Origin of the sequence: Shewanella sp. SACH, from assembly GCF_001887095.2 — a bacterium.
Taxonomy (GTDB): Bacteria; Pseudomonadota; Gammaproteobacteria; order Enterobacterales; family Shewanellaceae; genus Shewanella; species Shewanella baltica.
Map to the genome: position 1 here is coordinate 94,599 of NZ_MPDG02000006.1, position 26,110 is coordinate 120,708.

A 26,110-nucleotide genomic window follows, 5' to 3' on the forward strand; every position below is an offset into this window, starting at 1 on the left:
CTAAGGTTTGCCCGCCTCGAGCGCCAACGCATACTGCGCTAATTCGGTTTCGCTGAGTGTGCCTTGGGAAAGCGCACTAAAGTCGATGCGGGTCATATCCTGTGGTGTCACATTCGGCGCGGCGCTCAGTAGCACTAAGGATTGCAACACATCGCTCCCCTCTAACACCATATTGGCGATGGCTTTTTTCATTAAGGGATCTTTGGGCGTTAGGCCTAATTGCCATTGGCCGTCTGGGCTTAACTTTTCTGTGATGAGGAAGTGCAGCTCGAAGTTTTCGCTTAAACCGGAAATATCACCGCCGAGCATAGCGCGCACTAGGCTGGGCAATAAATCGCCCATAACGGCGGCGCTTGCCGAGGTGTCGGCCTTGCTGATCTGTACTCGACCTTGGCTATCGCGCTGGATCAGTTGCTTATCTTTTAAAATCAGCAGGGATTCGAAGGGCTTTATCTGCTGCCAAATCAGCCCTTGGGTTTGATCGAAGATAAACTGACCTTGGCTGATTAACGGCTTTTTGAGCACCTTTAACTGCCGAGATTGCACAAACTGACCTCTCACCGTTTCGCCCAAGTTAAGTTTTTGGCTTAAGGCGACAAGCTGCGCGGTATCCGCACTTTGGCTAAAGAGCGCTTGATAAGCACCGGGCGTGGCTAAGGTTTCAGCCTTGAGTGGCAGGCTTATCAAAGCAAAAGCTAAGTAGAGAAATAATGCACACTTCGCCAGTACAGGATTCTTCGCCAGTACTGAGTTCATTAGTCTTCCACCTTAGCGAGCAGGGTGGCGATTTTGTCACGGAACACCTCTGGGGTAACAAAGCACAATTCTTGGGTGCTCATATCGACCGCCGCTTGAATGGTATAACCCTTAGTGATGCGCGCACCGGTTTCGACATCGCGAATTTGATAATTGATCTTTAAGCGGTTTTCCCACTCAACTAACTCGGCGCGCACTGTGATTTTTTGCTCGAAGGTGCTGGCTTTGACGTACTTAATCTGCAAATCGATAATCGGCCACGCATAGTTAGATACTTGCATTTGGCGGTAGTTGTAGCCCAGTTCATCGAGCAGTTTACAGCGGGCTATTTCGAAATAACGCAGGTAATTGCCATGCCAAGTAATCCCCATAGAATCCACATCGTGGAAGGGGATTTGCATTTCCATATCGATAGTGAGCAATGATTTCATCGGCACACTTCCCATTCGCCCGCTTGGATTTTAGCAATGGTTTGGCGTAGCACGGCTTCAAGCGGCCTATCTTCAATTAAGGTTTCAAAATCGGCGCGCACTTGAGCGAGGGTTTTCGCCAATGAGGGTGTGAGCGAGGCTTCGTTCAGCTCATTCTGTGCGATACGCAGGCCAATACCTTGGGTCATGGCGAGCAAGGCTGCTGCCGCGACTTGTTCGGTCAATTGCAGCACGCGCATACAGTCGCGGGCGGCGATAGTGCCCATGCTCACCTTGTCTTGGTTGTGGCATTCGGTCGAGCGTGAGAACACGCTGGCCGGCATAGTGTGTTTGAGCGCTTCTGCCGTCCAAGCCGACACGCCAATTTGTACCGCTTTAAAACCATGATTAATCGCGCGGCGTGGACCGGTTGAGCCGGATAGGTTCGCAGGTAAGCCATTGTTAAACTTAGGGTCCATCACTAGCGCCATTTGGCGGTCGATAAGATCGGCTAAGTTGGCCACAGTATTTTTCAGTGAATCCATCGCAAAGGCGATATGGCCGCCGTAGAAATGGCCACCGTGGAGAATATGCTCGCCTTCGCCGTCGACAATCGGGTTGTCGTTGGCGCTGTTGACTTCGGTTTCGATAAACTGACGCATAAACGGCAGGGCATCCTGCAACACGCCGATAATGTGCGGTGCGCAGCGGATGGAATATCTGTCCTGCAGGCGATCAGAATTACGTGGATGTTCGTGGTGATTCAAATCTTCACGGATCCAAGTGGCGATTTGGTTTTGCCCCGGATGCGGTTTGGCGGCAAATAAGATTTCATCAAAATGGTTCGAGTTGCCTTTTAGCGTTAACGAGGCCATGGCGGTAATGCGACTACTCAAGCGAGCAAGATATTGTGCGCGATCAAAGGCTAAGCAGGCTAAAGCTGTCATCACAGCCGTGCCGTTCATCAGGGCCAAGCCTTCTTTTGGACGCAGTACGTGCGGGATGATGTTGAGCTTAGCGTACACATCTTGAGTCGCTTGGCGCTCACCTTGGTAAATCACTTCGCGCTCACCGACTAACACGGCGGCTAAATACGACAACGGCGTTAAATCCCCGCTGGCGCCGACCGAACCTTCCTCTGGGATGACTGGCACTATGTTGAGATTGAGCAAGGTTTCGATGCGCTTTAATAGCTCATAGGTCACGCCAGATTTGCCAATGGCTAAGGAGTTTAAACGGCAAGCCATCACAGCGCGGGCCTGCATTATGCTTAAGGTCTCGCCTAGACCGCAGCCGTGGAAGCGGGTTAAATGCAGTGGCAATTCGTGGACCAGATCTAAGCTCACATTGACTGTGCAAGAGTCGCCATAACCTGTGGTTACGCCATAGACCACGCCTTCTTCGTGCAGTAGGCTATCGATAAAACGCGCACCTTTTTGGATATATTCTTGATATTCCGCATCGTCACAGAGCTTGACTGGCGCGCCTTTGGCGACGGCAACCACTTGTTCTAAGGTAAGAAATTTACGGCCGAACTCAACAGTCTGTAGATCTGATTGACTCTCGGAGTCGGCTGCTTTGGTGTGGCTCATGAATGCTGTGTCCTGTCTGTCTTATGATCCTGAACTGGGATCGGCGATGATGCTGAAGTTGTCGGTAACGGATTAGGCTGTACTAAATGCGATGGGGTGCGTTGTAGCTCGCTGTCTTTGCGCCAAAAATCGAAGAAGTTAAACCATTGCAAAGGCTCGCGTCTGGCAAAGTATTCTAAACGTTCGCTGTAGCGGTTCACGGCCTGCTGTAATCTGTCCATTCTGCCCGCTCTTGGGCCTTTCAGTGTTTCGGCGAAGCGTTCTAAATGCACCCGATAACGCCCTTGTTCCCGCAGGCAAAACATTAAAAACACTGGGCAATCGAGTAAGCCCGCCAAAATAAACGGCCCTTGTGGAAACGCGGCATCTTGGCCCATAAACGGCGCATACATGACGCGGCCTTGGGTATTCGATGAGGTTCTATCCCCCGCAATCACCACCAGTTCACCGTCCTCAATTTTTTGCTGTAACAGCATAGACGTTGCAGGATTCAGCTCGGTCACTTGAATAAGATTGAGCGTGCTATCTGGGTTTAACTGTTTGAGTACCTTATTGAAGTTTTCCGCATGGCTAGTTAGCACCATGACATTCACTTTCACTTTGCGCTGGTGGATTGAAATGGCGCGGCAAAGTTCTAAATTACCCAGGTGCGACACTAATAACACCGCGCCTTTGCCGCTTTCGAGCTGGTCGGCCAGCACTTGGCGGTCGGGGAAATCCACTTGGCTTAATTGAATACGATCGCACCAGGCATCGATTCTATCGAGTGCGGCATTGCCAAAGGCTAAAAAGTGATTCAGGCTATCGCGCCAGCCTACAGGCTGATTGAGCTTAGGATGTTGCGGCTCAAGTATTTGCACACGGCGCAGAAAATCTAATGAGGCTTCACGGGTGACTTTGCCTGTGAGGAAGAAATAGCAAATCACCGGATACATAATGGCGCGGCACAACCAATGGCCGCCAAAGCGATAGCTTTCGGCTAACAGTTTGATGCCCCAGTAACTGCCACGCTCTTTCATGCCAGACCAATGGGTGGCTGAAGTCGATGATGTTGCTGATGAGCAATGGGGAGTTTGTGCGGTTTGTTGCTGCGATTTACGCTTCAATAGCCAAGGCAGGCGTTTGAGCATGCCGAAAAATAACTTAGTGTGCAGCTTAGTGATGCGGACATTATCGGCCACAGCTTGAAAGTGACTGACGCCGCCTTCGGGATAAATCACCTTAGTCGGTTGGAATAGAATCTCCACCCCTTGCCAGTAGAGTTTAACCAGGATTTCGATATCAAAATCCATTCGCTCCGTTAAGGCTTGCTGGCACAGTAATCGCTCTGTGGCGGCCAGCGGATAAACGCGAAAGCCACACATAGAATCTTGAATATCAAAGCTTAAGGTTTCGACCCATACCCAAAAATGGGTTAGATAACGGCCATAGAGCCTGCCCTTAGGCACGGATTCATCGTACTCAGGCTTACCCGAAATCAACGCATCGGGTTTAGCTTGTGCCCTTGCTAACATAGCCGGAATATCAGCGAGATTATGTTGACCATCGGCATCGACCTGCAGCGCATGACTAAAGCCATCGCGGTAGGCACGGCGCAGCCCTGTCATCACGGCAGCACCTTTACCACGGTTGTAGGGATGCAGCAGCAGCGTCACCCAAGGATAGGTTTGGGCTAAGGATTGCAGCAGATAACGGGTTTCATCATTGCTGCCATCATCAATTAAATAACAGGGCAGATTAAATTGGGCGAGTTCGGCCAAGGTCTGGGCAATCGCGGCGCTGTGATTGTAATTGGGGATCACTAAGGCGAGCTTAATGGGCGCCGACTCAACAAGGTCGCTGGGTGGCGTTAACACTGGCTCGCTCCGTTATTGTTGACATCGGAAGACTTATTGACCAATGGCGAGCTATCAAAGGCGATACGGCCTGAAGCATAACGGTTTTCACCATCATTATAGGCGAAGGTGAGTTTTGCCTTAGCGGCATTATTGCTAATGCTTAAGGTGACTTCTTGGCCCGGCAGTATGAGTTGCTGAAACTTAAGCACTTCTAAGTTAGCGACCGCCTCTGAATAACCGAAATGTTGGCAGCCTAAACGCACCGCCCAATCTAATTGCGTCACGCCCGGCAACACGGCTTGTTCGGGGAAATGGCCGTTAAAATACTCAAGGTCGGCCGCCACTAACAGACGTAATTCAATGTTATCAATGCCGATATCGGAATGCAGGATCGGCGGTAAACTCGATTTAATCATGATCAAATAACTCGACTAACTGGGCAGTGACACGCTTACCCTGAGTGTTAAGCGGTAAAATATCGGGATAACGCCAGCGGCGTGGCAGCGTGACGCGCTCAAATTGGGTCAGTAAATGTGCTTTTAGGGCATTGTTAATACTGAGTTTGCCCTGTTCTTGCAGCACGTTTTTACCGAGTTCTGACAAGGTCACCACTGCGCCAAGTTGGGATTTAAACTGTGGTAGCACTACCAGAGCGGCTTGCTCAACGAAGGCGTGGCTGCACATGAGGGTTTCCATTTGCGCGAGCGACAGGCGTTTCTCTTCAATCTTAACGATGCGATCGAGTCGGCCTTTGAGCCTAAATTGACCATTTTCGGTTGGTTCTATTTTATCTTCGCAGCGCAGCCATTCATCGTCGGCCAAATAGGGCGATTTCAGCAGCAGGGCGCCGTCGCTAGGATCTTGATCTATTGAGATGCGGTCAAACACTTGCCAAGGTTCATCGGCCTCATGCTGACGGCGATAGGCGATGCCGCCGGTTTCGGTGCTACCAAAAATTTCGATGGGCAGGTGACCATAGCACTGGTTGACGCCTTTGGCCGCGACAAAACTTAATGGACCGCCAGAGCTAAAAACTAAGCTCGGTGAGCGCAGTTGCCGCTCGTGCTCTAGCGCTTTAGGCAGGCGTGATAACTGGGCTGGGCTACTGATCAAACATAGGTTTGGCAGCAAGGCAGTGTAATAACTTAGGGTTTCTGGATATTCAATCTGCTCGCTTAAAAACGGTCGACTGGCGGCGAGCGGCCACAAAATTTTGAATAACAGACCGTAAATATGCTGGTGGGAAACCGTGGATACTACGCTGCAATGGGGCAAATGCTCGGCAAAAGTATGTTCGAGCACAGACACTTCGATATCTAACTGTTCAAGTGTTTTACGGATCGCCTTAGGTTCGCCGCTGCTGCCAGAGGTAAAGAGCACTAACTCACCGATAGCCTCGCTCGCGGGCCAAGGTTTGTTGGGCAGGCTCAGCTCCTTTTTCAGCAGCACAAAAGCTTGGCATTCGCACAAAGGCTTGTCTGACAATATGCCATCAAACTGGTGCGTTAACTCGCTCAAGGTGCCGGTTTGGGTGTTGGGAGGCAGGATAATTTCTTTGCCCGCTAACAGCGCGGCACATAATCCGACGGCAAACAGATCGCTGGTATCACTCGCGAGCAGCCATTTTTTCTCGGGCGCGGCGAGCAGTTGCTCGTAAAAATACGCCACCTGATTGGTAAATAATGCACCTGTGACTATGTCGTGGTGATTAAAGCTGATCAGTTGTTGGGCAAATGGCCCTTGGGTTAACCAGTTTTTGAGTAGCTGTGTCATGTTTTCTTCAACCAAAAGCTGCGATATAACCATTCCCCACCGAGGAGCAGTCCCATGAGTACGTATGCAATCAAACCGTTATACAAGGTCCAGGTTGCTAAGCTAGTAAAGCCAGCGGTATAAGCCGCCATCGAGCCATTTAAGATAAATAAGCCGCACCAAAGTAGGGTGACTTTTTTAAGATACGGAATGGCTTCATCCGGTAAATCGGGTTCTTTCAAGCGTGCTAAACGCTCTATCATGCATGGGCCAGTGTGCAGTGAATAACTGAACAGAGCCAGCATAGTCAGATTTATCACTACTGGGTAATACAAAAGCCAGTCGCTGCGCTTGGCAAGATAACTGCCTGCCGTAAGCACAATCCCCACCAACAGGGGCAATACTAGCGTCTTAACCTTTTGCTTTTGTAGCATTAACCGCACAATTAGCAATACACACAGCACGAGCGCTATGGTGCCAGCAGGCAAATAATTCAGCCCGAAATACACGGCAACCGGATAGGCCAGCAATGTGAGGGCTGTTAAGACTTGTAGCAAGGCGCGCATTAGTCTTTAACTAAACCTTCGATGGCATTCACCACATCGTTGACTGTGCGAACTGATTTAAATTCATCGGGTTGGATCTTTTTACCCGTCAGTTGCTGCAGCTTGATCACTAAGTCGACGGCATCAATACTGTCGAGATCGAGCTCTTCATACAGGTTGGCCTCAGGCGTAATCGCCTCGGCCTCAATTTCGAATTCGTCCACTAAAATAGTGGTCAGCATAGCGAGGATTTGTTCACGACTTTGCATATTCCTCTCCTATGGACGCTGTGATTCGATAAAGCTAGCTAAGCTGGCAACACTGTGAAAATGGGCCTTAGTGGCATCCGAATTAGCCTCGATTTTGACATCAAATTTTTTCTTGATGGCTAAGCCGAGTTCGAGGGCGTCGATAGAATCTAAGCCTAGACCTTCGCCAAAGAGCGGCGCATCGGTTTCAATATCATCAATACTGACGTCTTCAAGATCGAGACAGTCGATGATTAACTGCTTTATTTCATTGTTTAAGTTCATAATTATTTTCGAGTTGTTGTTTATAGTAGTGTTCAAGATCCCGCGTCAGCTGCCGGGCCATTTTTGCATGCTCACCTAAAGCCGCTTGGTACTTTTGGTAAGAAACTGTTGCGCCGATTTCAACGGCCATCCCCATGGTTTGCCTTGGGATCTCATACCAAGGTTGCTCCTTTGTCAAACCACGGACATTGGTACGCAGCACCACAGGTAAAATATCTGCTTCGGCCCTTAAGGCAATGTTGGCGGCGCCGCGGGCAAAGTCGTTAATGGTCGCGCCGACAACCGTGCGTGTGCCCTCGGGGAAGATAATTAAATTGGTGCCCCTCGCGAGCACTTCGCGGCAATCCTCTAGCATAAGTTCGGCGCCGCGATTGGGAATATAACCCGCGCAGGACACGACACCACGCAAAAACGGATTACGCCATAAACCTTGTTTGACTATGCAGCCCGCATTGGGCATGAGGCTTATCAACACGACCACATCCACTAAACTGGGATGATTGGCGATAACGATAACGCCTCTGGCGTCGTGCAGTTGTTGTGCTCTGTGGGTGCTGACGTGGATCACGCCCGCCCAAGTGAGCATGGCGACAAAACCCTTGAACATTAGATGCACGGCCTTTTGGACTCGAATAATTCGCGCCTCGGGTGTACCTGGCCAAAAACGTAGCAAAGGTAAAATGGTCAAGGAGCTTAATAAGCCACCTAAGCCAAAGGCGATATAACAACTCACGCCGCCTAGCCAACGTGGCACATAATTCAGCCCAGCGCGGCGAGTTTCCGGCAAGGTAAAAGCGGCATTGTGCATTGAATCTTCATAATCCTTGGCGGCGTCATGGCTGTGGGCTGTATTAAACATGCTCTAGCTTCCAATGCCATTGGGATAAGCAGCCTGAAATATTTTGCGCTGTCGCGAGGGCATGGAGCAAGGCGCCATAGGTCAAAGGATTTAATGCGCTTGACTCAGAGATGCGGCTCACTGTGAGCTTGACCGAAGCGGGCGCATCGAAGGGCGCGAGCTGTAGACCTAGGGCCAAAGGTAATTCAAATTCTTGGGTAAACTCATCGTACACAGGTGGCACAGGATCATCACCGAAGACTAACAGCAAGGGCTCTGGCGACTTGTGTAACTGGGCGAAGGCTTCAACCATAGCTTGTGACAGGGTTTCGGTACCTGCCGCAACTGAGGTCGACGGCGCGGTATTGGCCGCCACTATGCCAAAAATGCCGCTGGCGGTGTTGTGCACCGACTGACTAAACCCTAAGGGCGATAAGGGCTGTTTGGCGATAATGTCTTCGAGCAGTCCGATAGTGCGCTGCAACTCTCCGTGGCGCGAGGCAAAAATAGAGCGGCAGTTCGCCGGCATATCGCACTGAAAACTCACTTCTAACATCATCTTAGTTAAGCGACTAAAACGGCGGCGTTGCATGGCGGGAACGTGTTTAAGTGCGGGAGCGGTCGTATCAGACTGTGGTGTGTCGAGATTTAATTCAGCCGAATTTTTGCACCAAGTTTGCCAACTTTGCGGGTGCTGATATTGGGGGGCCCAAGCGCCCCAAGAGAGAATGCTGAATGTTAGTTGCACTACTTTGCCTCGACACTAAATTTAAGCTGTCTTAGTTATCCCTAACTAAGTTAGAACATTGATGGATTGTCATACCATAGTGAGGTGTAAACGCGTTTGATGAATGACGATGACGCTAGGAATGCCCTCTACAGCGGGGCCATTCTACACTATGCCCCGCGTTTTTATGAAGCCATTTGCATTATGTGGGTTAACGTAATGGGATCAAGTGCTGTAATTTTCAGCGGTTAGATCGAATTTCTGTAACAAATATCGCAATAGCAGTCTCATTCGATAGGCTTTTTTATCCAAGCGATTTGCGCTCAAAATGAAAAAAGGCGCACTGAGCGCCTTTTGTCTTAACCACGGCAAGGTTTTACTGCGCCAGTTGGTTCTCGAGTTTGCGTAGGGCTGCTTTTAGCTTGCGGGTATTTTCTGGACCCATACGGATCAGCAGTTTTTGCGCGCTAGGTAGTGCCTCTAAGTTAGGGTCAACAAATTGATAGTTAACGCTAATAGAGCTCAGCTCAATCGGATCTTCAATGATAGGCGCCGCGAGCAGTATTTTAATCGCTTGCAGCATTCTGTCGTTGAATTTTGCGTTGCTGTAGCCGAGTTCGGTAAAGGCTTCCTCTAGCATAGGCGTCATTTGCTTATAGGTGACCATTAACGTCTGTTCGTCCATTTTGGCAATCGAGTCAACATAGGCATCGTATCTGTGGAAACCCTCAGGATTTAAATACACTTTGTTGGTGATTTCAGAAACCGAGAAATTCTTCTCTGGGCCTTTGAGTGGACTCACTTTACGGGTCAATTCGCCCTGAGCTAAGTTATCGACAAACACCACAAATTGGCGTGCGAGATCTTGCTGCACTAATGCAGAACCCAGCACATTGTTATCGATAATGGCGAGGGCTTTTTGTTGTACGAATGCATCACTTTCAGCCAGCGCGGGTACAGGTTCAGCAACCACTTCAGGCTCAGTTACCGCAGGGGCTTCTGTGCTGTTGGTGTTTGCTTCTGTAACAGCAGGCGTCGTTTCAGTAGTTTCTGGCTCTGGCGCACTTTCGAGCGTCATTGGCTCAGATGGCGGTGTTTCAGGCAATACAATTGGCGCGTTAGGGATGAGTTTAGGTGAATCTGAGTCACCGCTATAGTAATAATATCCTCCGGCAGAAAGTAGCACGACCAGCACTATCGCAAAAAGCGCAAAGCGATTACTGCTAGAAGAAGTCTCTTGAGGTGTTATTCTATCATCTTGATTAACTTGCATTTTACATCCTTCGCTTGAGTGTCAAGGTAACTTGGTGAATACATGCAGCTAACATTAAAGTGCAAGAGCGGACCATTGGAATGCCGCTGGTTCATTTTGCAAGTTTCCATGCGCTTGTCTATAGCGCTTAGCTGAACATAAACAATTTATTTTGAGTATCGAGGCAGATGTCACTCCTCGGCCTTTACCCTTTACTGCCTAAGCCTGCACATAGTGCTGCTTGTGCCCGAGCCAACGTAAGATTATCGCATCGACTTTTTCGGGGGCCTGCGCCATCACATGATTTGCCAGTTTTTGAATGTGCGGGATCAAAGCTTGATCGCGCACCAGATCGGCAATTTTCAGCTCGGCCAGTCCCGTTTGCTTAGTGCCAAGCACTTCACCGGGGCCACGAATTTCTAAATCTTTCTGCGCTATGATGAAACCGTCATTACTTTGCCTGAGTACACTCAGTCTTTGGGTGGCGGTATGGCTCAATGGCGCCTTGTAGAGTAACACACAATGGCTTGCGATGGCGCCTCGACCGACTCGTCCGCGCAGTTGGTGTAGTTGTGCCAAACCTAAACGTTCAGGGTTTTCAATGATCATCAGGCTGGAATTAGGCACATCGACGCCGACTTCAATCACGGTTGTTGCCACCAGTAAATGAATTATGCCCGCCTTAAAATCGGCCATAATTTGCTGTTTTTCGGCACTCTTCAACCTGCCATGCACGAGGCCGATATTGAGCTCGGGCAGGGCGAGGCGCAGTTCTTCGGCCGTGTCTTCGGCGGCTTGGCATTCGAGCACTTCGGATTCTTCAATCAGAGTGCACACCCAGTAGGCCTGACGTTTATCTGTGATGACGGCGTTACGTACCCGTTCAAGTACTTCGTTGCGGCGTGAATCGGCAATCGCCACTGTGGTCACAGGTGTCCGTCCCGGCGGCAGTTCATCGATAATGGATGTGTCGAGATCTGCATAGGCCGTCATCGCCAGCGTGCGCGGGATCGGCGTTGCCGTCATGATCAATTGATGCGGGTGGAACCCTTGGCTCACGCCCTTTTCCCGTAGGCCTAAGCGTTGGTGTACGCCGAATCTGTGCTGCTCATCTATGATAATTAACGCGAGTTTGCTAAAGACCACATGCTGCTGGAAGATAGCATGGGTACCAATCACCATCTGGGCGGCGCCGGATTCTATGTCCGCAAGGGATTGAGCTCTGACCTTGCCTTTGAGTTTACCCGCTAGCCAACCGACTTTAAGGCCGAGTGGCTCAAACCAAGCGGCAAAGTTAGTTGCATGTTGCTCGGCCAATAGCTCGGTTGGCGCCATCATGGCAACTTGATAGCCGTTTTCAATCGCTTGAAGAGCCGCCATCGCCGCGACTAAGGTTTTACCTGAACCAACATCTCCTTGTACTAAGCGCATCATAGGGTGCGGTTTTTCTAAATCTTTGCCTATATCGGCCACCACTCTTTGCTGGGCGCCCGTGGGCTTAAAAGGCAAAGCGGCGAGGAAGGGATTGAGCAATTGCCCCGTGGCCTGCATGGTGACAGCAGCGTCTAAATTACTGCGCTGTCTTAGGCGTAACATGCTGAGATTGTGGGCGAGTAATTCTTCCTGCACGAGTCGCTGCTGGGCTGGGTGTTGGCCTAACTCTAAATCGAATTGAGATATCCCCGCAGGAGGCCGATGCAGCGTCTGCAGCGCTTGTTTAAGGCTAATGTTATTCGGTTGCAACTGCGGTGGCAGCAGCTCAGTTAAGCCGCCATCTTCCAGTAATACCAAAGCTTGCTCGGTCAGCTTGAGCCAACTTGCCTGTTTTAATCCCTCAGTTGTGGGATAAATCGGCGTTAGGGTATCACTCAGATGAACATCTTCACCGGGATACACGACTTTATATTCTGGATGCACTATCTCGGCTTGATGGCCGCCACGGCGCACTTCACCGTAGGCGCGGATCATCAAACCATTTTGCATGGCATTACGCTGGGCGACGGAAAAGTTAAAAAAGCGCAGGCTCAAGCTCCCCGTATCGTCACGCACATTGCAGACCAGCATACGTTTGCGGCCTTGGATGATTTGCGTCGATTGGATTTCAGCTTCTATGGTGCCGTAACTGCCGGGCATAAGGGCGGCAATCGGATAGATTTGGGTTCTGTCTTCGTAGCGCAGGGGTAAGTGAAACAGCAGATCTTGTACTGTTGTGATGCCGAGCTTTGCGAGTTTCTCCGCGACCTTTTTGGCGACGCCTTTGAGGTCGGTGATCGGAACAAGATCCAATTGCTGCAAGTCGTTAGCACTCAATCACTGTGAATTTATACATATATTAACAGAGAATAAGCGTAAGGCAATCTCAAGCAGAATGAGGGACTTATTTGCCAGCATAACTAACGTCAGTTTGCGGCCCTTAGGTTTCGGCTAAGGCCGCAAAAATTGTCGATATGAACGAAAGAGCGGTTAACCGTTAATCTGATTACAACCAGCCCTTTTGTTTGGCGATGCGTGCTGCATCGATTCGGTTGCTAGCATTGAGTTTAGCTATGGCTTCGGAGAGGTAGTTACGCACTGTGCCTTCGGCGATAAAAAGGGTTTCGGCGATGTCGGCGGTGGATTTGCCTTCACTGGCGAGGCGTAGGGCGCGGCGCTCTTTATCGTTGAGTGGGTCAACGTCACCAATTGCCATCATGGCCAGTTCAGGATCGATCACTCGTTTTCCCGCCATAACTTGTTGAATTGCGTTGACTAAGGTTTCTGAGGGCGCATCTTTTAGCAGAAAACCGCCGACACCGGCTTCGATGGCGCGTTTGATATAGCCCGCGCGGCCGAAGGTGGTAATCACCACGACCTTAGTTTGACTATGTTGATCCTTTAACCAAGCTGCCAGTTCTAGGCCTGTGCGGCCGGGCATTTCGATGTCGGTTAGCAAGAGATCAAAGCTTTGCTGTTTGAGTAGGCCTAGGGCCTCGTCGCCGTCACTCGCTTGGGTGATATTAAAGCCTCCCGCAAGCGTGAGGAGTGCGGCGAGCGCGCCCCGCACCATGGCTTGGTCTTCCGCCAATAAAATCTTCATTAATCTGTTGCTCCCTGCAAAGGTAAACTGACGGTAAATGCATATCCCTGTTCGAGATTATAGCTCAAGCTGCCGCCTAAGCTGTCAAGACGTTCGCGTATCCCCGTGAGGCCATTGCCTTCAGCGATAGGTTTACTTGGACCGTTATCTTTGACCTCAACGACTAGCCTATCTGGTTGCTGAATAAAGTCGATAATACATTGACTTGCGCCGCTATGGCGTAAAATATTATTCACCAGCTCAGTGACAATTAATCCCAGCTGGCTCTCCATTCTGGCGGGCAGTTTAGGGATATTGCCTGTCAGCTCGACACTGACTCCTTTTTCCCTCAATAGTTTACACAGTTGTGTCACGCTATCCGCGAGACCCTTATGTTTGTAGTCAGATACGGTGTGACGAATTTGGCTGAGGCTCTCACGGGCAATTTGGCCGAGTTCATTAAGCTGGATTGTGGCCAGTTGGTATTGCTGTTTTGCCAGCAGTTTTTCGGCCAGTTCCGCTTTAAGCGCAATCGAAGACAAGCTGTGGCCCATGATGTCGTGTAGATCGCGGGCAATACGTTCTCGCTCAACCATAGCCGCTAAGGTACTAATTTCTTGCGTGCTTTGCTGTTCTTTCAATTTATGTTGATGACGCCTGCGTTCGGCTACGCCAAACATGCCTACACCGAGCACTAATCCTGAGCCGTAAAGCGGAAAGTAGTAACTGTTAAAGTCGTAAATCTCATTGAGGGCAAACAACAGGCCGATTAAGGCGGCAATAGCCAACAGAAAGGTTCTGAGAGGATAAAAAAAGCCAATGAAAAAAGCGGCAAAGGTGAATAACGAGATAGATCCCGGGTTGATTGGGGTAATTGCTGTGGCGATGGCCACCATCATCAGAATGGGGCGATAGGCGCTATTCTGATTGCACTTATAGGCCCAAAAATAACTGGCAATAAAAGGAATCAGCACGGTAAAGCTAAGGGCGATTTTCCATGCTGGATACGCATTGATGGCAAGCGGAATAAGATAAAACACTAAGTTTATCAAATACACCCAAGCGAGTTTTCGTTCGAGCTGAAGATGCGTGCTGATCATAATGCCTCTGTGAAACTGTGTTGATTGTTAATCGTTAATCATTGAATGCCCGAAGGTGGCATCTGTGTTTATTTATTCTGTTTAGGGATTGGCGCTGGGGTCAGCGCCATCAGTCCCTGTTAACAACTTGGTCTAGTTTGCACTTAATTGCTGATTTTTTTGAAGCAAAAATTTTGCCCAACCGTAATCGGCTTGCACTTTGATCGCCTGTTGCCAATCTTCACTCGCGCCTTGGCTATCGCCTAATTCCTGTTTAGCGAGTCCGCGCCAGGTATAAGCTTCGGCTTCACCCCAACAAATGTCGTCGCAAGGTTGGGCGAATCTTTCTATGGCCGTGGTGGCGAGCGTCTTAGCATTTTGCATGCTGCCGCCAAACATAGCAGGCGTGTTGTAGGCGGCGATGGCTTTAACCAAGGCGACCCGTGGATTTTGGGGTTCTAACTGCTCGGCGTTGGCAATGGCTTTGGCAGATTTCATCCCGAGAGCTGCGCCTTTGCTATTGTCTAAGGCGATTTGCATGCCATAAACCGACGATAACAGCGCGAGGGATTCCGCGTCAGCTTGGCTGGTGTCTAAGGCTTCTAATGCAGTTTGCGCATTAGTCAGTGCACTGCTGGCGAGGACTTTTTGTCCTATGACATTGGCGCTAATGGCTAAGCGATAGTTCGCATAGGCTTTATCGTAATCTTGGGTGCTGGCACTCAGTTGTTGCAGCTGCGCTAGGTTCATCGAGTTTGAGGCCGCATCTATGCTGGTGATATTGGCATTAGAGGGCGACGCTGCAAACGCGTGGCTGCTGATAAGCGCTAAGCTTGAGACGATTAATAATGTTTTCATGGTATTTCCTTATTGAGTAAATTTCCCCGTGTTTGGGTACGGACTCATTATCAGAAATTCGACAGGAGAAATGCAGACACAAAGGTCATGGCTTTCGCATGACAAATGTCATCAGTTTAAGGGTGTTAAATTTGTCTTTTTTTAAAAGTGCGAAACCCAGATAGCAAAACACCGGAGAGGCTCCGGTGTTTTAAGTGGATATTACCGCTGAGTGTTATACCAAAGCTTGAGCGCTCGCTTGGTTAATCAGGTAACCCATATAACCTAAATAGGTCAGTAGTAGCACAGAACCTTCGCGGCGGCCGATGCGTAATCCCGTCCATGCAAAAGGCAGAATCACTATGGCTAAGGCTAACATCACCATAAAGTCGAAGGGTTGGAAACCGAGTGACGACACTGGATGCACTATGGCGGTAACGCCTAAAATACCCAAAATATTAAACAGGTTAGAGCCCACAACGTTGCCGATAGCGATATCGCTTTGACCTTTTAGTGCCGCAATTACTGAGGTCACTAACTCTGGCATACTGGTGCCAATCGCCACGATCGTTAAGCCGATAATGACTTCACTCACGCCGAAGGTTTTCGCTAAATCTACCGCGCCGTTCACAAATAGAATACCGCCGCCAACTAACATGCTAATGCCGACTAGGATGAACAGGCCAGAAAGCAGTGGGTTATTCGGGCCCGCTTCAATCTCTTCTTCATTCTTGCTGTTTTTCGAGCTGATATAGCTAAAGGTTAAATATCCGAACAGTAGAGACAGCAGTACCACACCGTCAATAAGGCTGAGTTCGCCGTCTAACAAGAGTCCCCAGAACAGCATAGAAGCCAAGATCATCAAAGGGATATCGCGCTTCACCACTTGGGATTGCACTTGGATAGGGCGGATTAGCGCTGTGATCGCTAAGATCAAACCTATGTTGGCAATGTTAGAGCCGATAACGTTACCTAAGGCGATACCACTGTTTCCGGCGAGGGCAGATTTGACACTTACAGCCAGTTCTGGTGCGCTAGTACCAAAGGCAACAATAGTTAAGCCTATGATAAGTGGCGTAATACCTAAGCGTAGGGCGATAGCACTCGCGCCACGCACTAGGGCTTCGGCGCCTAAGGTTAAAATAATAAAACCGCCAATAATCGAGAGTGTAATGAGCATCACGGGACTTTGTTAAACCTATATTGAATGGGAAAGTACAAGGGAATCATCCCTTAGCCGACTGGCGCACATGATACGTGGTTTTATCGAAATTTGACAGAATATGTCATAAAAAAGCACGCCGAGGCGTGCTTGATTTGTGCCGATAACCATATTGGCCATCTCTCTTTTTAGTCGAGTTATTTTTGCGTTAACTCATCTTCCCAGCGAACTTGCGCGCCACGAATGCCATCAACTCGTTCGCTAAAGGCTTTTTCAAGCACATGGCGTTTGATCTTAAGCGTCGGCGTCAGTACATCGTTCTCAATCGTCCAAGGATCGTTAACTACGATAATGGCATCGACGTGTTCGTGTGATTCTAAGTGCGGATTCACGCTATCGAGTGTCGCCTTGAGTGAAGCGCGGACTTCTTCGCGGGCTTGCAAACTAGCGCCTTCGGATAATTGCACTAATGCGACCGGATGCGGCAGACCAGAGCCAATCACGCAGATCAGTTCAACATGCGGGTCCTGCGCCAATTTACGTTCGATAGGCACGGGCGCGACATATTTTCCCTTGGCGGTTTTGAAGTTGTCCTTCACTCGGCCGGTAATGGTCACGCAACCATCGGCATCAATAGAGCATAAATCGCCAGTGTGGAAGAAACCATCGGCGTCGAAGGCTGCCGCAGTGGCTTCGGGCTGTAGATAATAAGCCGTCATCAACCCTGGACTCTTAAGCAGTAGCTCACCATCTTCCCCTTGGCGGATCTGACAATCCTCAACCGGGCGACCTACTGTGCCAATTTTACGGGCATCGAAGGGGTAGTTGATAATCGAGTAGGCACAGTTTTCTGTCATACCCCAAGCTTCACAGATATTCAGACCAATGCTGTGATACCAGTGGATCAGCGACGGCGGGATCGGCGCAGAGCCAGAGCCGAGCAAACGACAATGGTTCAAACCTAAGCCTTTATGGATTTTGTGCTTCACTAAGCTGCTGATTAACGGGATCTTCAGCAATAGATTCAGTTTACTAACACCAATTTTGTCTATGATGTTTTTCTGGAACAGGCTCCACAAACGCGGCACTGAGAAGAATACCGTCGGTTTTGCCCTTTGCACGTCGGCGACGAAGGAGTCGAGACTCTCGACGAAGGCGACCACGCTGCCGGAATAGAAGGATGAACCTTCAATCGCGACGCGCTCTGTGATGTGCGCTAAAGGTAAATAGGATAACAATCTGTCATTGCCGTTGGTGCGTAAATCACGCACTACCGCTTGGCAGGTCCAGCCATAGCTAGCGAAGGTTTGAATCGCGCCCTTAGGTTGACCCGTTGAGCCAGAGGTATAGATAAGTGTCATCACTTGATCAGGCGTCGGTAGCGGGGCATCAACTAGGGGATAACCTAGTTTAAGTAATTGTTCCCATTGATATTGGGCTGGCATTGTATCGTAGGGCATAGCAAGGCGTAGCAGCTCGCCGCCGACACCGGCTTCTTGGTCGGCCCAATGGTCGAGCTTACCGAGGAAAATGGCTTTTGCACCGCTGTGTTGCAGCACATAGCGAATAGTATCTGTGTTGGCCGTTGGGTAAATCGGCACGCTGACATAGCCGCCGTGCATTAACGCAAGGTCGGTGATAAACCATTCGGCGCAGTTTTTAGAGAGTACGGCAATCTTATCACCGCGCTCTAGGCCTAGATGCTGTAAGGCACCGGCCAGTTGCTGAACTTTTTCTTGAACTTCGGCCCAAGTAAAATCAAGGAATTGACCCTTGATAGGTTGGCGTAAATAGACTTGATCCCCCTGAGTCTTAGCCCAGTGCGCCAGCATTTCAATTGGCGTCTTAATCGCTGTATCCATTGGCAATTCCCTGTTCTTTATTGTTATTTTGGCTGCACCCAGTATGGCGAGTTTTGTGAGCCCGCGCAAATAGTTTACAGGATTGTAAAATATGAGAATGGAGCCCAAAGCCTACAAGCTGAGTATGAAAATAAGATGAAGAGAATAGTAAGCGGAAAGAGGAGGGTGGCGGCAACAAAAAAGGCGCCGCAGCGCCTTTTCGTTGGTTGAAGGGGAATGCTTGAGCTTACAGCTCCATCATGCCATCCATTTCAACTTGAGAATCCTTCGGCAATTGCTTCACGCCGATAGCTGCACGGGCAGGGTATGGCTGGCTGAAGTAGCGGCTCATGATTTCATTCACTTTTGCAAAGTGGCTTAAATCAATCAGGAAGATGTTGAGCTTAACGATATCGTTGATTGAACCGCCCGCAGCAGTACAAACTGCCGTTAGGTTTTCAAATACTTGCACCACTTGAGCTTCAAAATCATCGCTGACAATTTGCATTGTGCTTGGCACAAGCGGAATTTGGCCGGATAAATACACTGTGCTGCCGACTTTGACGGCCTGTGAATAAGTGCCGATGGCCGCAGGGGCGTTTTCGGTCGCTATAATGATTTTTTCTGCCATGACGCTCTCTCTAATGTTGAGTTAATTAACGATTACGGGACGTACGCAGCACTTCGGGCAGTACCCTAATTCGGCGCATCACGTTGGCTAAATGGATCCTGTCTTTCACCGAAATCCGCAGGTTGATCAAATACACGCGGCCATCTCGTTCCTCTGTACTGAGGTTGTGAATGTTCGAGCCTTCGGCGGCAATGATCGAGGTGATCTTCGCCAGTGCGCCTTGGTGGTTAACGATTTCCACCCTCAGGTTAGCTTGGTAATCAACGCCTTCAACATTATCCCATTGCACAGGAATATACTTGTCAGGCTCGCCTTGATAACCACGAATGTTGGCGCAGTTTTCCATGTGCACCACTAAGCCCTTACCTTGGCTCACGTGGGCAATCACGGCATCACCAGGAATTGGGCGGCAACAGTTGGCGAAGGTAACGAGCATGCCTTCGGCGCCACGGATTGGCATCATGTGGCCGTCGCGGCTTTCTTGATTCTCAAGATTATCGCCAATCAAACGCTGGGCGATAACGATGCTCATGGCATTGCCAAGGCCGATGTCGGCGAGCAGTGAATCGAGCGTGGTATGTTTAGTATCGCGAATGACTTTTTCAATCTGCTCAGGCGGAATACTGTCGAGCTTAGTCTTGCCGAGCGCATGGTTGAGCAAGCGGCGACCGAGCGCAATCGCGTCATCACCCTTAAGGCTTTTCAGCACTTGGCGGATTTTGGCGCGGGCCTTACCGGTTACCACAAAGTTCAGCCAAGCGGCATTCGGACGCGCGCCTTTGGCGGTAATGATTTCAACAGTTTGGCCTGAAATTAACGGCTGGCTGAGCGGATACGCTTGGCGGTTAACGCGGGCACCGACGCAAGTATTACCCACATCTGTATGCACTTCGTAGGCAAAGTCTACCGCGGTGGCATTCACGGGTAATTCCAGAATGCGACCTTCAGGGGTGAACACATAAATCTCTTCTGGGAAGAGTTCCGTCTTCACGTTTTCAACGAATTCGAATGAGGTGCTGGCGCTTTGTTGTAATTCCAACAAGCTTTGCATCCACTTACGGGCACGCACTTGAGTCGTCGTGCCTTGGCCTGTTTGCGCACCGCCTTTGTAGGCCCAGTGTGCAGCGACCCCTTTGTCAGCCATCTGGTCCATATCTTCGGTACGAATTTGGATCTCAACGGGCACGCCGTGTGGACCAAATAAAGAGGTATGGAGAGACTGATAACCGTTGGCTTTAGGGATAGCGATATAATCTTTGAAACGGCCGGGACGAGGTTTGTACAGTCCGTGCATGGCGCCGAGTACGCGATAACAAGTGTCGATGGAATCGACTATCACCCTAAAGGCGTAGATATCCATCACTTCTTGGAATTGCAGCTCTTTACTCTGCATCTTGTTATAGATGGAGTAGAGATTTTTCTCGCGACCTTTAACTTTTCCCGGAATACCCGCATCGTTTAAGCGCGTATAAACAGCGGCTTCAATGCCTTGGATCAATTCTTTGCGATTGCCACGGGCAGCTTTAACGACTTCTTTAAGCACCCGATATCGCATGGGGTAATACGCTTGGAAACCTAAGTCTTCTAACTCTGTCTTGATGTTATGGATACCGAGACGGTTAGCGATGGGCGCATAGATTTCTAAGGTTTCGCGGGCGATACGGCGACGTTTGTCGGGACGCAGGGCGCCTAAGGTACGCATATTGTGGGTTCTATCGGCAAGCTTGATGAGGATAACACGGATATCCTGCGTCATCGCCATCATCATTTTACGGAAGTTTTCAGCCTGAGCTTCTTTCTTGTCGCGAAATTTTAGCTTATCGAGTTTTGACACGCCTTCGACGAGCTCGGCCACCGCGACACCGAATAGTTCGGCTAAATCGTCTTTGGTGACATGAGTATCTTCGATAGTGTCGTGTAGCAGTGCTGCCATCAGCGTCTCATGATCAAGACGCATGTCAGCAAGGATGCGGGCAACCGCAACCGGATGAGTAATATAAGGTTCGCCACTCGTGCGCATTTGCCCTTCGTGGGCATCGCGCGCAATCTGGTACGCCTGCTTGAGCAATTCTACCTGTTCGGGTTCTAAGTAACCGGAAGCAGACTCCTTTAGACCTTCAAACAGATACAAGTGGCAGCTCTCCTTTTACCTAAACAGGTGTTTACTCAACAACTCTTATAATGAACGGCCTTCAGCAATGGCTGAAACTGCTGCAATTTCAGCGGCTTCACGTTCACGTACCGTTTGACGCTCATCGGCATCTAAGGTGTGAGCGTTAACTAAACCTAGTTCGATTTCACGCAGGGCGATAACCGTTGGTTTGTCGTTCATCTCTTCAACCATAGGGTCTTTACCTTGCACGGCGATTTGGCGAGCACGACGCGCCGCAACCAAGATCATATCAAAACGGTTGCCGATTTGTTCTACGGCGTCTTCTACAGTTACGCGAGCCATGTGTTGAAACTCCAGTTTATCTAGGGAAAAAATGACGCAAAATTGTACACTATGACAGTTGGCCTGCCAACAGATCGTTAAGCATATCATTTTGCGCGTGGATCTGACTAGCACAGGTTAAGCGCTGACTGCGAATGATGGCACGCAAATCAGCTAACGCAGTGTCAAAATCGTCGTTGACGATAATAAAATCATATTCTTTATAGTGAGACATTTCCGATACGGCTTGTGCCATACGGCTGGCGATCACATCGCTACTGTCTTGTCCACGGCCAGTGAGGCGGCGTTCTAGCTCGGCTTTCGAGGGTGGCAGAATAAACACACCAACGGCATCGGGCATCACAGCTTTAACTTGCTCGGCACCTTGCCAGTCGATATCGAGGAAAACATCGATACCTTGTGTGAGCGTATGCTCAATCACATGGCGCGAGGTACCATAGTAATTGCCGAACACTTCTGCCCATTCAAAAAAGGCATTTTCAGCAATTAACGCTTTGAATTGTTCAACATTAACGAAGTGATAGTGCAGACCATCGACTTCACCTGGGCGTGGCGCGCGGGTGGTATGTGATACCGAAACCTGCATGTCAGCGGGCTTGTCTTTAAGCAAGGCCGAGATCAGCGAGGATTTACCTGCGCCACTTGGCGCCGACACAATAAATAAATTTCCGCGTGCGGTCATGAGCTAAATATCCAATTGGTTAACGCAAGAAGGGCCCAGAAAGCCGAGCATTATACCGATTTTGACCATAGAAATACTAGGGCTAGTAGGCCAGCAATTTAAGCCTATTTTAGATTTACTTCGATATTATGCGCATTTTTATCCGACTAGGGTCGTAGGCACTGACAATTGCGGGTAAATTGGTTACGCTCGTGCGAATAAGGCAATGAGTGTCTTTTTGTATCTCGTTTTTACAACAATAAAGGAAGGGTCGTGCTGTTAAAATCTCTTTTCTGCCTTCACGGGCGTGATTCTCGTCCCCGCTTTGTCGCAATCAGTGTTGGCGTTTACGTCTGTATTGCACTTGCCGCCGCTGCTTTTGGGGCTAATTTCCTGATGTATTTACTGGCATTGTTGGGCTTACCTTTATTAGGGCTCGCCAGTTTGCGTCGTTTGGCCGATGCCAATAAGTCAAAAGGCTTGATTGGCGTATTCCTATTACCCTTATTTATTTTCATCGGGCTGTTAACGGCCGATGTGCATATTGCCTTGATCGGCTTGAGTTTAGTGTTAGCCGCTGGACTGACGTTTTGGGGCTGGCGTTTACCAGCGCCAACCATAGTCGATTATCGCTACGGTTATTTCGGCCCTGAGCTGGATGCGCCGACATCGCAAGCTATGCCTAGGCGCCGTGTGGAGCCGACGATCGTTCCAAAGGCGGCGGCTAAAGAGATAGAAACTCAAGAGGTTGCTGCAAGACAGGCAGCTAAATCGACCGCCCATGTTCAAGCGCAGCCTCAAGTTGAGCGACATGAGCCGCATGTTGAGCAGTCGCATACACAGGCCATTAGTGCCGCAACGGCCTCTGAGCCTGAGGTGGATTTATCTGCCCATGTTGAACCCATTGCCTCTGAACCAATAGTCGCTGAATCAACAGTTGCAGAACCTATTGCCGCCTCGACTATGAGTGCGGCGGATGCCGAGCTTGAGGCCCAGCGCCAAGATGAACTGCGTTTTGATGCCCTTACTCGGATGACGCAAAATCCTGCCGATTTTGTGGTGCCCGACAGTCATGCGGATTTTCGCCCAGCTAATGCTAGCCGTGTCGAACAGACCAATATTGATTTAGTCGACGTTGATGTCGCCAATGTTGATTTAAAACATGTCGACTTTAACGCGGCCCAATTAGATCCTGCCGAACGCAGTACAGAACCGGGTTGGCGTTTTGCCGCCGAAGAAGATGACGAGCCGGACAGCTTTAACGATCAAGATCATGCCGAAGAAGTGCGTCAACGCCGCGCCGAAGCGAAAGATTCTGGCTCGATGACCGAGCTGTTTCGCGGTTTGTTCGAGTTTTTAGCGCCGCTGAAACGTTTCTTCGTACTACCTAAGATTAAGCTGCCTAAACTGGAACGCCGTTATTGGCGTCCTGCGGGGATAGGTTGTGGTGTTGTGGTCTTGCTCGCCTTGGTTTGGGGCCTTTGGCCAAGTGGCGACGCTGAGACAGGCGACGGCGCAGACGTGGTAACGGTTAACGCGATTGCGCCCTATGCGGGTGAACGGGTGACGCTCGCGTTACCTGACGGCTTTTCTGTAGCGCTGGAGGATGACATCTTGATCATGCGTTGGCTCGGTGAGAAAGGTAAAGCGCAAAATCTGTGGTCTTTAGCGACGGCAAAGGGCGATAAAACCTGTAGCCTGTTGTCCTTTAACAATGGCACTGACTACCGCCCTGTGACTGTGGATTTGAAAGCCGACTCAGCAACCGAAGCGCGATTCACCCCACTCGACACCCAAGCCATCATAGTGGACCTTGCGCGCCGTGGCAGTATCAGCTTGTGTGGTTATAAGTTCAGTCTTAAGGGCAGCCAAGCGATATTGGAACAGAATCGCACTTTTGGTGATTACATCGCGCGTTGATTTAGACTGCAAGTTAGGTCAGCAACATAAGTCGATAAAATTTCTGCTTAAATGCTAGTCACAATTAGAGGGGTAGATTACACTTTTGCTCCTCTTTTTCTCAAACCGCGTTTTAAATGCGTTATGCCTTGGTATTGGGCGCGGCGGTTTGGGGAAACATCTTTAAATTTGAACTGAATATATCAATCCAGCATGAATACAGAATTGACCTTAGTCATTATGGCTGCAGGGCTAGGTAGTCGTTTCGGCGGCGATAAGCAATTGGCAGCGCTCGGTCCCGCTGGCGAACCCATGTTGGTGTTATCGATCATGTCGGCCATTCGCAGTGGCTTTCAGCGTGCTGTGCTGGTGATCCGCCCAGAGTTAGAAACTGAATTAACTGAGATACTGACACGGTTTTTGCCCGCCGATTTCGCCTATCATTTTTGCTATCAAGCCTTAACGGATTTACCCGAAGCGGCGCAGCTGGCTGATCTCAGCCACAGGCTAAAACCTTGGGGCACGGCCCATGCACTGTGGAGTGCACGCCATCTCGTTAAAGGGCCAATGGCCGTTATCAATGCCGATGATTTTTATGGTGATAGCGCTTTTGTCTCGTTAGCCAAAGGCTTAAGCATGAGACCGACAGAGTGGATGATGGTGGCTTATCCCATAGAACTCACATTGTCGGAGCACGGCGGTGTTAACCGGGGTCTGTGTCAGGTTGAAAATGGTCAGCTTAAATCGGTTGCCGAATGGCTCAATATCGCCGATCAAGCTGGTCAATTGGTGGGTGATGGCCCACAGGGACATGCGAGTTTGCCGCCAGCGTCCTTGGTCTCTATGACTTGCTGGGGCTTCTCCCCAAGCATATTTGATGTTATTAAACGTGAATTAACCGAATTTATCGGGCAACAGGGTCAACAACCTAAGTCTGAATGTTACTTGCCCGCCATAGTACAAGCGGGCATTGAGCAAGGTTTGCCTGTCTATGTCGATGTTGCCTGTGAGCCTTGGCTCGGCGTGACTTATCCGCAGGACACTGTCTGGGTAAAACAAAAATTAACGGAGTTATTGAGTGATTAAACTCATCAGGCAGTCAGTGTTGCCTCATTTTGGTATTGAAGCCGCCGAGGCAAAAATTTCTGCCCTCGGTAATGGCCACATTAATGACACCCTTTTGGTGCGCTGGCCTGCGGGCGAATTAGTATTGCAGCGAATTAATACTGAGGTATTTAAAACGCCCAACGCTTTGGTCAGCAATGCCGATAAAATTAGCCATCATTTATGCGCTAAATCGTTGCAGCAACAATACGGCCTGAAAGTCGTTAGCCCTTGTTTAACCCAAGAGGGGGAATTGGCTATTGATTTAGGCGAACAAGGATTTTGGCGCGCGATCAGTTACTTGCCACATAGTCTCAGCATTGAAGTGGTTAAGTCGGAACAAGAAGCAGAAATGGCGGCCAAGGCCTTTGGTCATTTTGCTTCAGCCTTGAGTGACTTTGATGCGACTCAGCTCGAAGATGTGATCCCCCAGTTTCACCATTTACCGGGACGCATGGCCTTGTTGCAACAGGCCGCCGAGCTCGATAGCCAATACCGTTTAGATCTCTGCCGTCATTGGGTTGATTACGCGTTATCTCAGCAGGCTTTGCTGGATGAACTTGCGGAAATATCGCCAAAGCTGCCGCTGCGAATTTGTCATAACGACACTAAAATCAATAACATGCTTTTCGATAAACGCGACATGTCCAGCATGGCGATTATCGATTTAGATACCTGCATGAAAGGTCATCTGATGTATGACTTCGGCGACATGGTTCGCACTTTCTGCTCACCAGAGGAAGAAGACTCTACGGCCTTGGATAAAGTTCAAGTGCGCCAAGATATCTTCGCCGCGATTTGCCGTGGCTACTTGAGCGAGTTGGGTGATGTCTTAACGGAAGACGAAAAACGCAGTCTGTGGCTCGGTGCGCGGGTGATTTGTTTGATGATAGGCGTGCGTTTTTTAACGGATTATCTTAACGGTGATGTGTATTTCCATATCCACCGCGAAGGCCACAATCTGGACCGCGCCGCCAATCAGTTTACCCTGTACCAAAGTTTGCTCGACCAAGAGACGGTACTTAAAGCCTATTTCTAAGTCAGGATATGGATCTTGGTGATTGCGCCAGTTTATCGATCCAATGCACTGATGAACAAAACGCCCAAGGCTTTGCTTTGGGCGTTTTGCTTTAATACGATTGG

General features: G+C 49.6%; 25 protein-coding genes. 3 read left to right on the forward strand and 22 right to left on the reverse strand.

All coding sequences use genetic code 11. From position 1 onward, the window contains the following. From BM607_RS18540 to gmk, 22 genes are all read right to left on the reverse strand, one after another. Window positions 1-756, reverse strand: a complete 756-nt coding sequence (locus BM607_RS18540; protein ID WP_071940451.1) for an outer membrane lipoprotein carrier protein LolA — start codon at window positions 754-756, stop codon at window positions 1-3. Next, window positions 756-1,187, reverse strand: a complete 432-nt coding sequence (locus BM607_RS18545) for an acyl-CoA thioesterase (protein WP_071940450.1) — start codon at window positions 1,185-1,187, stop codon at window positions 756-758. The genes BM607_RS18540 and BM607_RS18545 overlap by 1 nt, the downstream gene beginning before the upstream one ends. Then, window positions 1,184-2,758 (reverse strand): aromatic amino acid ammonia-lyase, encoded by a 1,575-nt coding sequence (locus BM607_RS18550; RefSeq protein WP_071940449.1) that lies wholly within the window; start codon window positions 2,756-2,758, stop codon window positions 1,184-1,186. Before BM607_RS18550 ends, BM607_RS18545 begins: the two co-directional genes overlap by 4 nt. Next, window positions 2,755-4,614 (reverse strand): glycosyltransferase family 2 protein, encoded by a 1,860-nt coding sequence (locus tag BM607_RS18555; protein WP_071940448.1) that lies wholly within the window; start codon window positions 4,612-4,614, stop codon window positions 2,755-2,757. Before BM607_RS18555 ends, BM607_RS18550 begins: the two co-directional genes overlap by 4 nt. Next, complete coding sequence (locus BM607_RS18560; RefSeq protein WP_071940447.1) at window positions 4,608-5,012, reverse strand: thioester dehydrase; 405 nt, start codon at window positions 5,010-5,012, stop codon at window positions 4,608-4,610. The genes BM607_RS18555 and BM607_RS18560 overlap by 7 nt, the downstream gene beginning before the upstream one ends. Further along, window positions 5,005-6,369: an AMP-binding protein gene (locus BM607_RS18565; RefSeq protein ID WP_071940446.1), complete on the reverse strand. Its 1,365-nt coding sequence runs from the start codon at window positions 6,367-6,369 to the stop codon at window positions 5,005-5,007. Before BM607_RS18565 ends, BM607_RS18560 begins: the two co-directional genes overlap by 8 nt. After that, window positions 6,366-6,914 (reverse strand): hypothetical protein, encoded by a 549-nt coding sequence (locus tag BM607_RS18570; protein ID WP_071940445.1) that lies wholly within the window; start codon window positions 6,912-6,914, stop codon window positions 6,366-6,368. Before BM607_RS18570 ends, BM607_RS18565 begins: the two co-directional genes overlap by 4 nt. Further along, the gene (locus BM607_RS18575; RefSeq protein ID WP_071940444.1) at window positions 6,914-7,162 is read right to left on the reverse strand and encodes an acyl carrier protein; all 249 of its coding nucleotides are present in this window, start codon (window positions 7,160-7,162) and stop codon (window positions 6,914-6,916) included. Before BM607_RS18575 ends, BM607_RS18570 begins: the two co-directional genes overlap by 1 nt. A gap of 9 nt (window positions 7,163-7,171) precedes the next feature. Beyond that, a complete protein-coding gene (locus BM607_RS18580; RefSeq protein ID WP_006079824.1) occupies window positions 7,172-7,426 on the reverse strand; it encodes a phosphopantetheine-binding protein in 255 nt (84 codons plus the stop codon). After that, the gene (locus BM607_RS18585; RefSeq protein ID WP_012196557.1) at window positions 7,410-8,285 is read right to left on the reverse strand and encodes a lysophospholipid acyltransferase family protein; all 876 of its coding nucleotides are present in this window, start codon (window positions 8,283-8,285) and stop codon (window positions 7,410-7,412) included. Before BM607_RS18585 ends, BM607_RS18580 begins: the two co-directional genes overlap by 17 nt. Continuing rightward, window positions 8,278-9,012 carry a beta-ketoacyl synthase chain length factor gene (locus BM607_RS18590; RefSeq protein WP_071940443.1) on the reverse strand — a complete coding sequence of 245 codons (735 nt, stop codon included), beginning with the start codon at window positions 9,010-9,012 and terminating at the stop codon, window positions 8,278-8,280. Before BM607_RS18590 ends, BM607_RS18585 begins: the two co-directional genes overlap by 8 nt. A 355-nt stretch (window positions 9,013-9,367) precedes the next feature. Beyond that, on the reverse strand, window positions 9,368-10,264 hold the full coding sequence (locus tag BM607_RS18595; protein WP_071940442.1) for a DUF3014 domain-containing protein: 897 nt from the start codon (window positions 10,262-10,264) through the stop codon (window positions 9,368-9,370). 198 nt (window positions 10,265-10,462) lie between these two features. Then, window positions 10,463-12,538: an ATP-dependent DNA helicase RecG gene (gene recG, locus BM607_RS18600; RefSeq protein ID WP_014620564.1), complete on the reverse strand. Its 2,076-nt coding sequence runs from the start codon at window positions 12,536-12,538 to the stop codon at window positions 10,463-10,465. A gap of 184 nt (window positions 12,539-12,722) precedes the next feature. Then, the gene (locus tag BM607_RS18605) at window positions 12,723-13,319 is read right to left on the reverse strand and encodes a response regulator transcription factor (RefSeq protein ID WP_006079831.1); all 597 of its coding nucleotides are present in this window, start codon (window positions 13,317-13,319) and stop codon (window positions 12,723-12,725) included. Continuing rightward, window positions 13,319-14,398 carry a sensor histidine kinase gene (locus BM607_RS18610; RefSeq protein WP_071940441.1) on the reverse strand — a complete coding sequence of 360 codons (1,080 nt, stop codon included), beginning with the start codon at window positions 14,396-14,398 and terminating at the stop codon, window positions 13,319-13,321. Before BM607_RS18610 ends, BM607_RS18605 begins: the two co-directional genes overlap by 1 nt. A 132-nt stretch (window positions 14,399-14,530) precedes the next feature. Further along, window positions 14,531-15,235: a hypothetical protein gene (locus BM607_RS18615; protein WP_071940440.1), complete on the reverse strand. Its 705-nt coding sequence runs from the start codon at window positions 15,233-15,235 to the stop codon at window positions 14,531-14,533. Between the two features lie 214 nt (window positions 15,236-15,449). Then, complete coding sequence (locus BM607_RS18620) at window positions 15,450-16,394, reverse strand: calcium/sodium antiporter (RefSeq protein WP_071940439.1); 945 nt, start codon at window positions 16,392-16,394, stop codon at window positions 15,450-15,452. A gap of 179 nt (window positions 16,395-16,573) precedes the next feature. Then, complete coding sequence (locus BM607_RS18625) at window positions 16,574-18,238, reverse strand: AMP-binding protein (RefSeq protein WP_071940438.1); 1,665 nt, start codon at window positions 18,236-18,238, stop codon at window positions 16,574-16,576. 226 nt (window positions 18,239-18,464) lie between these two features. Further along, window positions 18,465-18,848 (reverse strand): RidA family protein, encoded by a 384-nt coding sequence (locus BM607_RS18630; RefSeq protein ID WP_071940437.1) that lies wholly within the window; start codon window positions 18,846-18,848, stop codon window positions 18,465-18,467. Window positions 18,849-18,873: 25 nt separating this feature from the next. Beyond that, window positions 18,874-20,979 carry a bifunctional GTP diphosphokinase/guanosine-3',5'-bis pyrophosphate 3'-pyrophosphohydrolase gene (gene spoT / locus BM607_RS18635; RefSeq protein ID WP_006079840.1) on the reverse strand — a complete coding sequence of 702 codons (2,106 nt, stop codon included), beginning with the start codon at window positions 20,977-20,979 and terminating at the stop codon, window positions 18,874-18,876. A 45-nt stretch (window positions 20,980-21,024) separates the two neighbouring features. After that, window positions 21,025-21,303, reverse strand: a complete 279-nt coding sequence (rpoZ, locus tag BM607_RS18640) for a DNA-directed RNA polymerase subunit omega (RefSeq protein ID WP_006079841.1) — start codon at window positions 21,301-21,303, stop codon at window positions 21,025-21,027. 49 nt (window positions 21,304-21,352) lie between these two features. After that, a complete protein-coding gene (gene gmk, locus BM607_RS18645; RefSeq protein ID WP_071940436.1) occupies window positions 21,353-21,985 on the reverse strand; it encodes a guanylate kinase in 633 nt (210 codons plus the stop codon). A gap of 252 nt (window positions 21,986-22,237) precedes the next feature. Between gmk and BM607_RS18650 the strand changes: the two genes are divergently transcribed. The 3 genes from BM607_RS18650 to BM607_RS18660 all read left to right on the forward strand — a co-directional run bounded on the left by BM607_RS18650 (window position 22,238) and on the right by BM607_RS18660 (window position 26,006). Then, entirely contained in the window at window positions 22,238-23,884 is a 1,647-nt protein-coding gene (locus tag BM607_RS18650; protein ID WP_071940435.1) for a hypothetical protein, read from the forward strand. 192 nt (window positions 23,885-24,076) lie between these two features. Further along, on the forward strand, window positions 24,077-24,949 hold the full coding sequence (locus BM607_RS18655; RefSeq protein ID WP_071940434.1) for an NTP transferase domain-containing protein: 873 nt from the start codon (window positions 24,077-24,079) through the stop codon (window positions 24,947-24,949). Beyond that, window positions 24,942-26,006 (forward strand): aminoglycoside phosphotransferase family protein, encoded by a 1,065-nt coding sequence (locus tag BM607_RS18660; RefSeq protein ID WP_071940433.1) that lies wholly within the window; start codon window positions 24,942-24,944, stop codon window positions 26,004-26,006. Before BM607_RS18655 ends, BM607_RS18660 begins: the two co-directional genes overlap by 8 nt. Window positions 26,007-26,110: the final 104 nt, after the last annotated feature.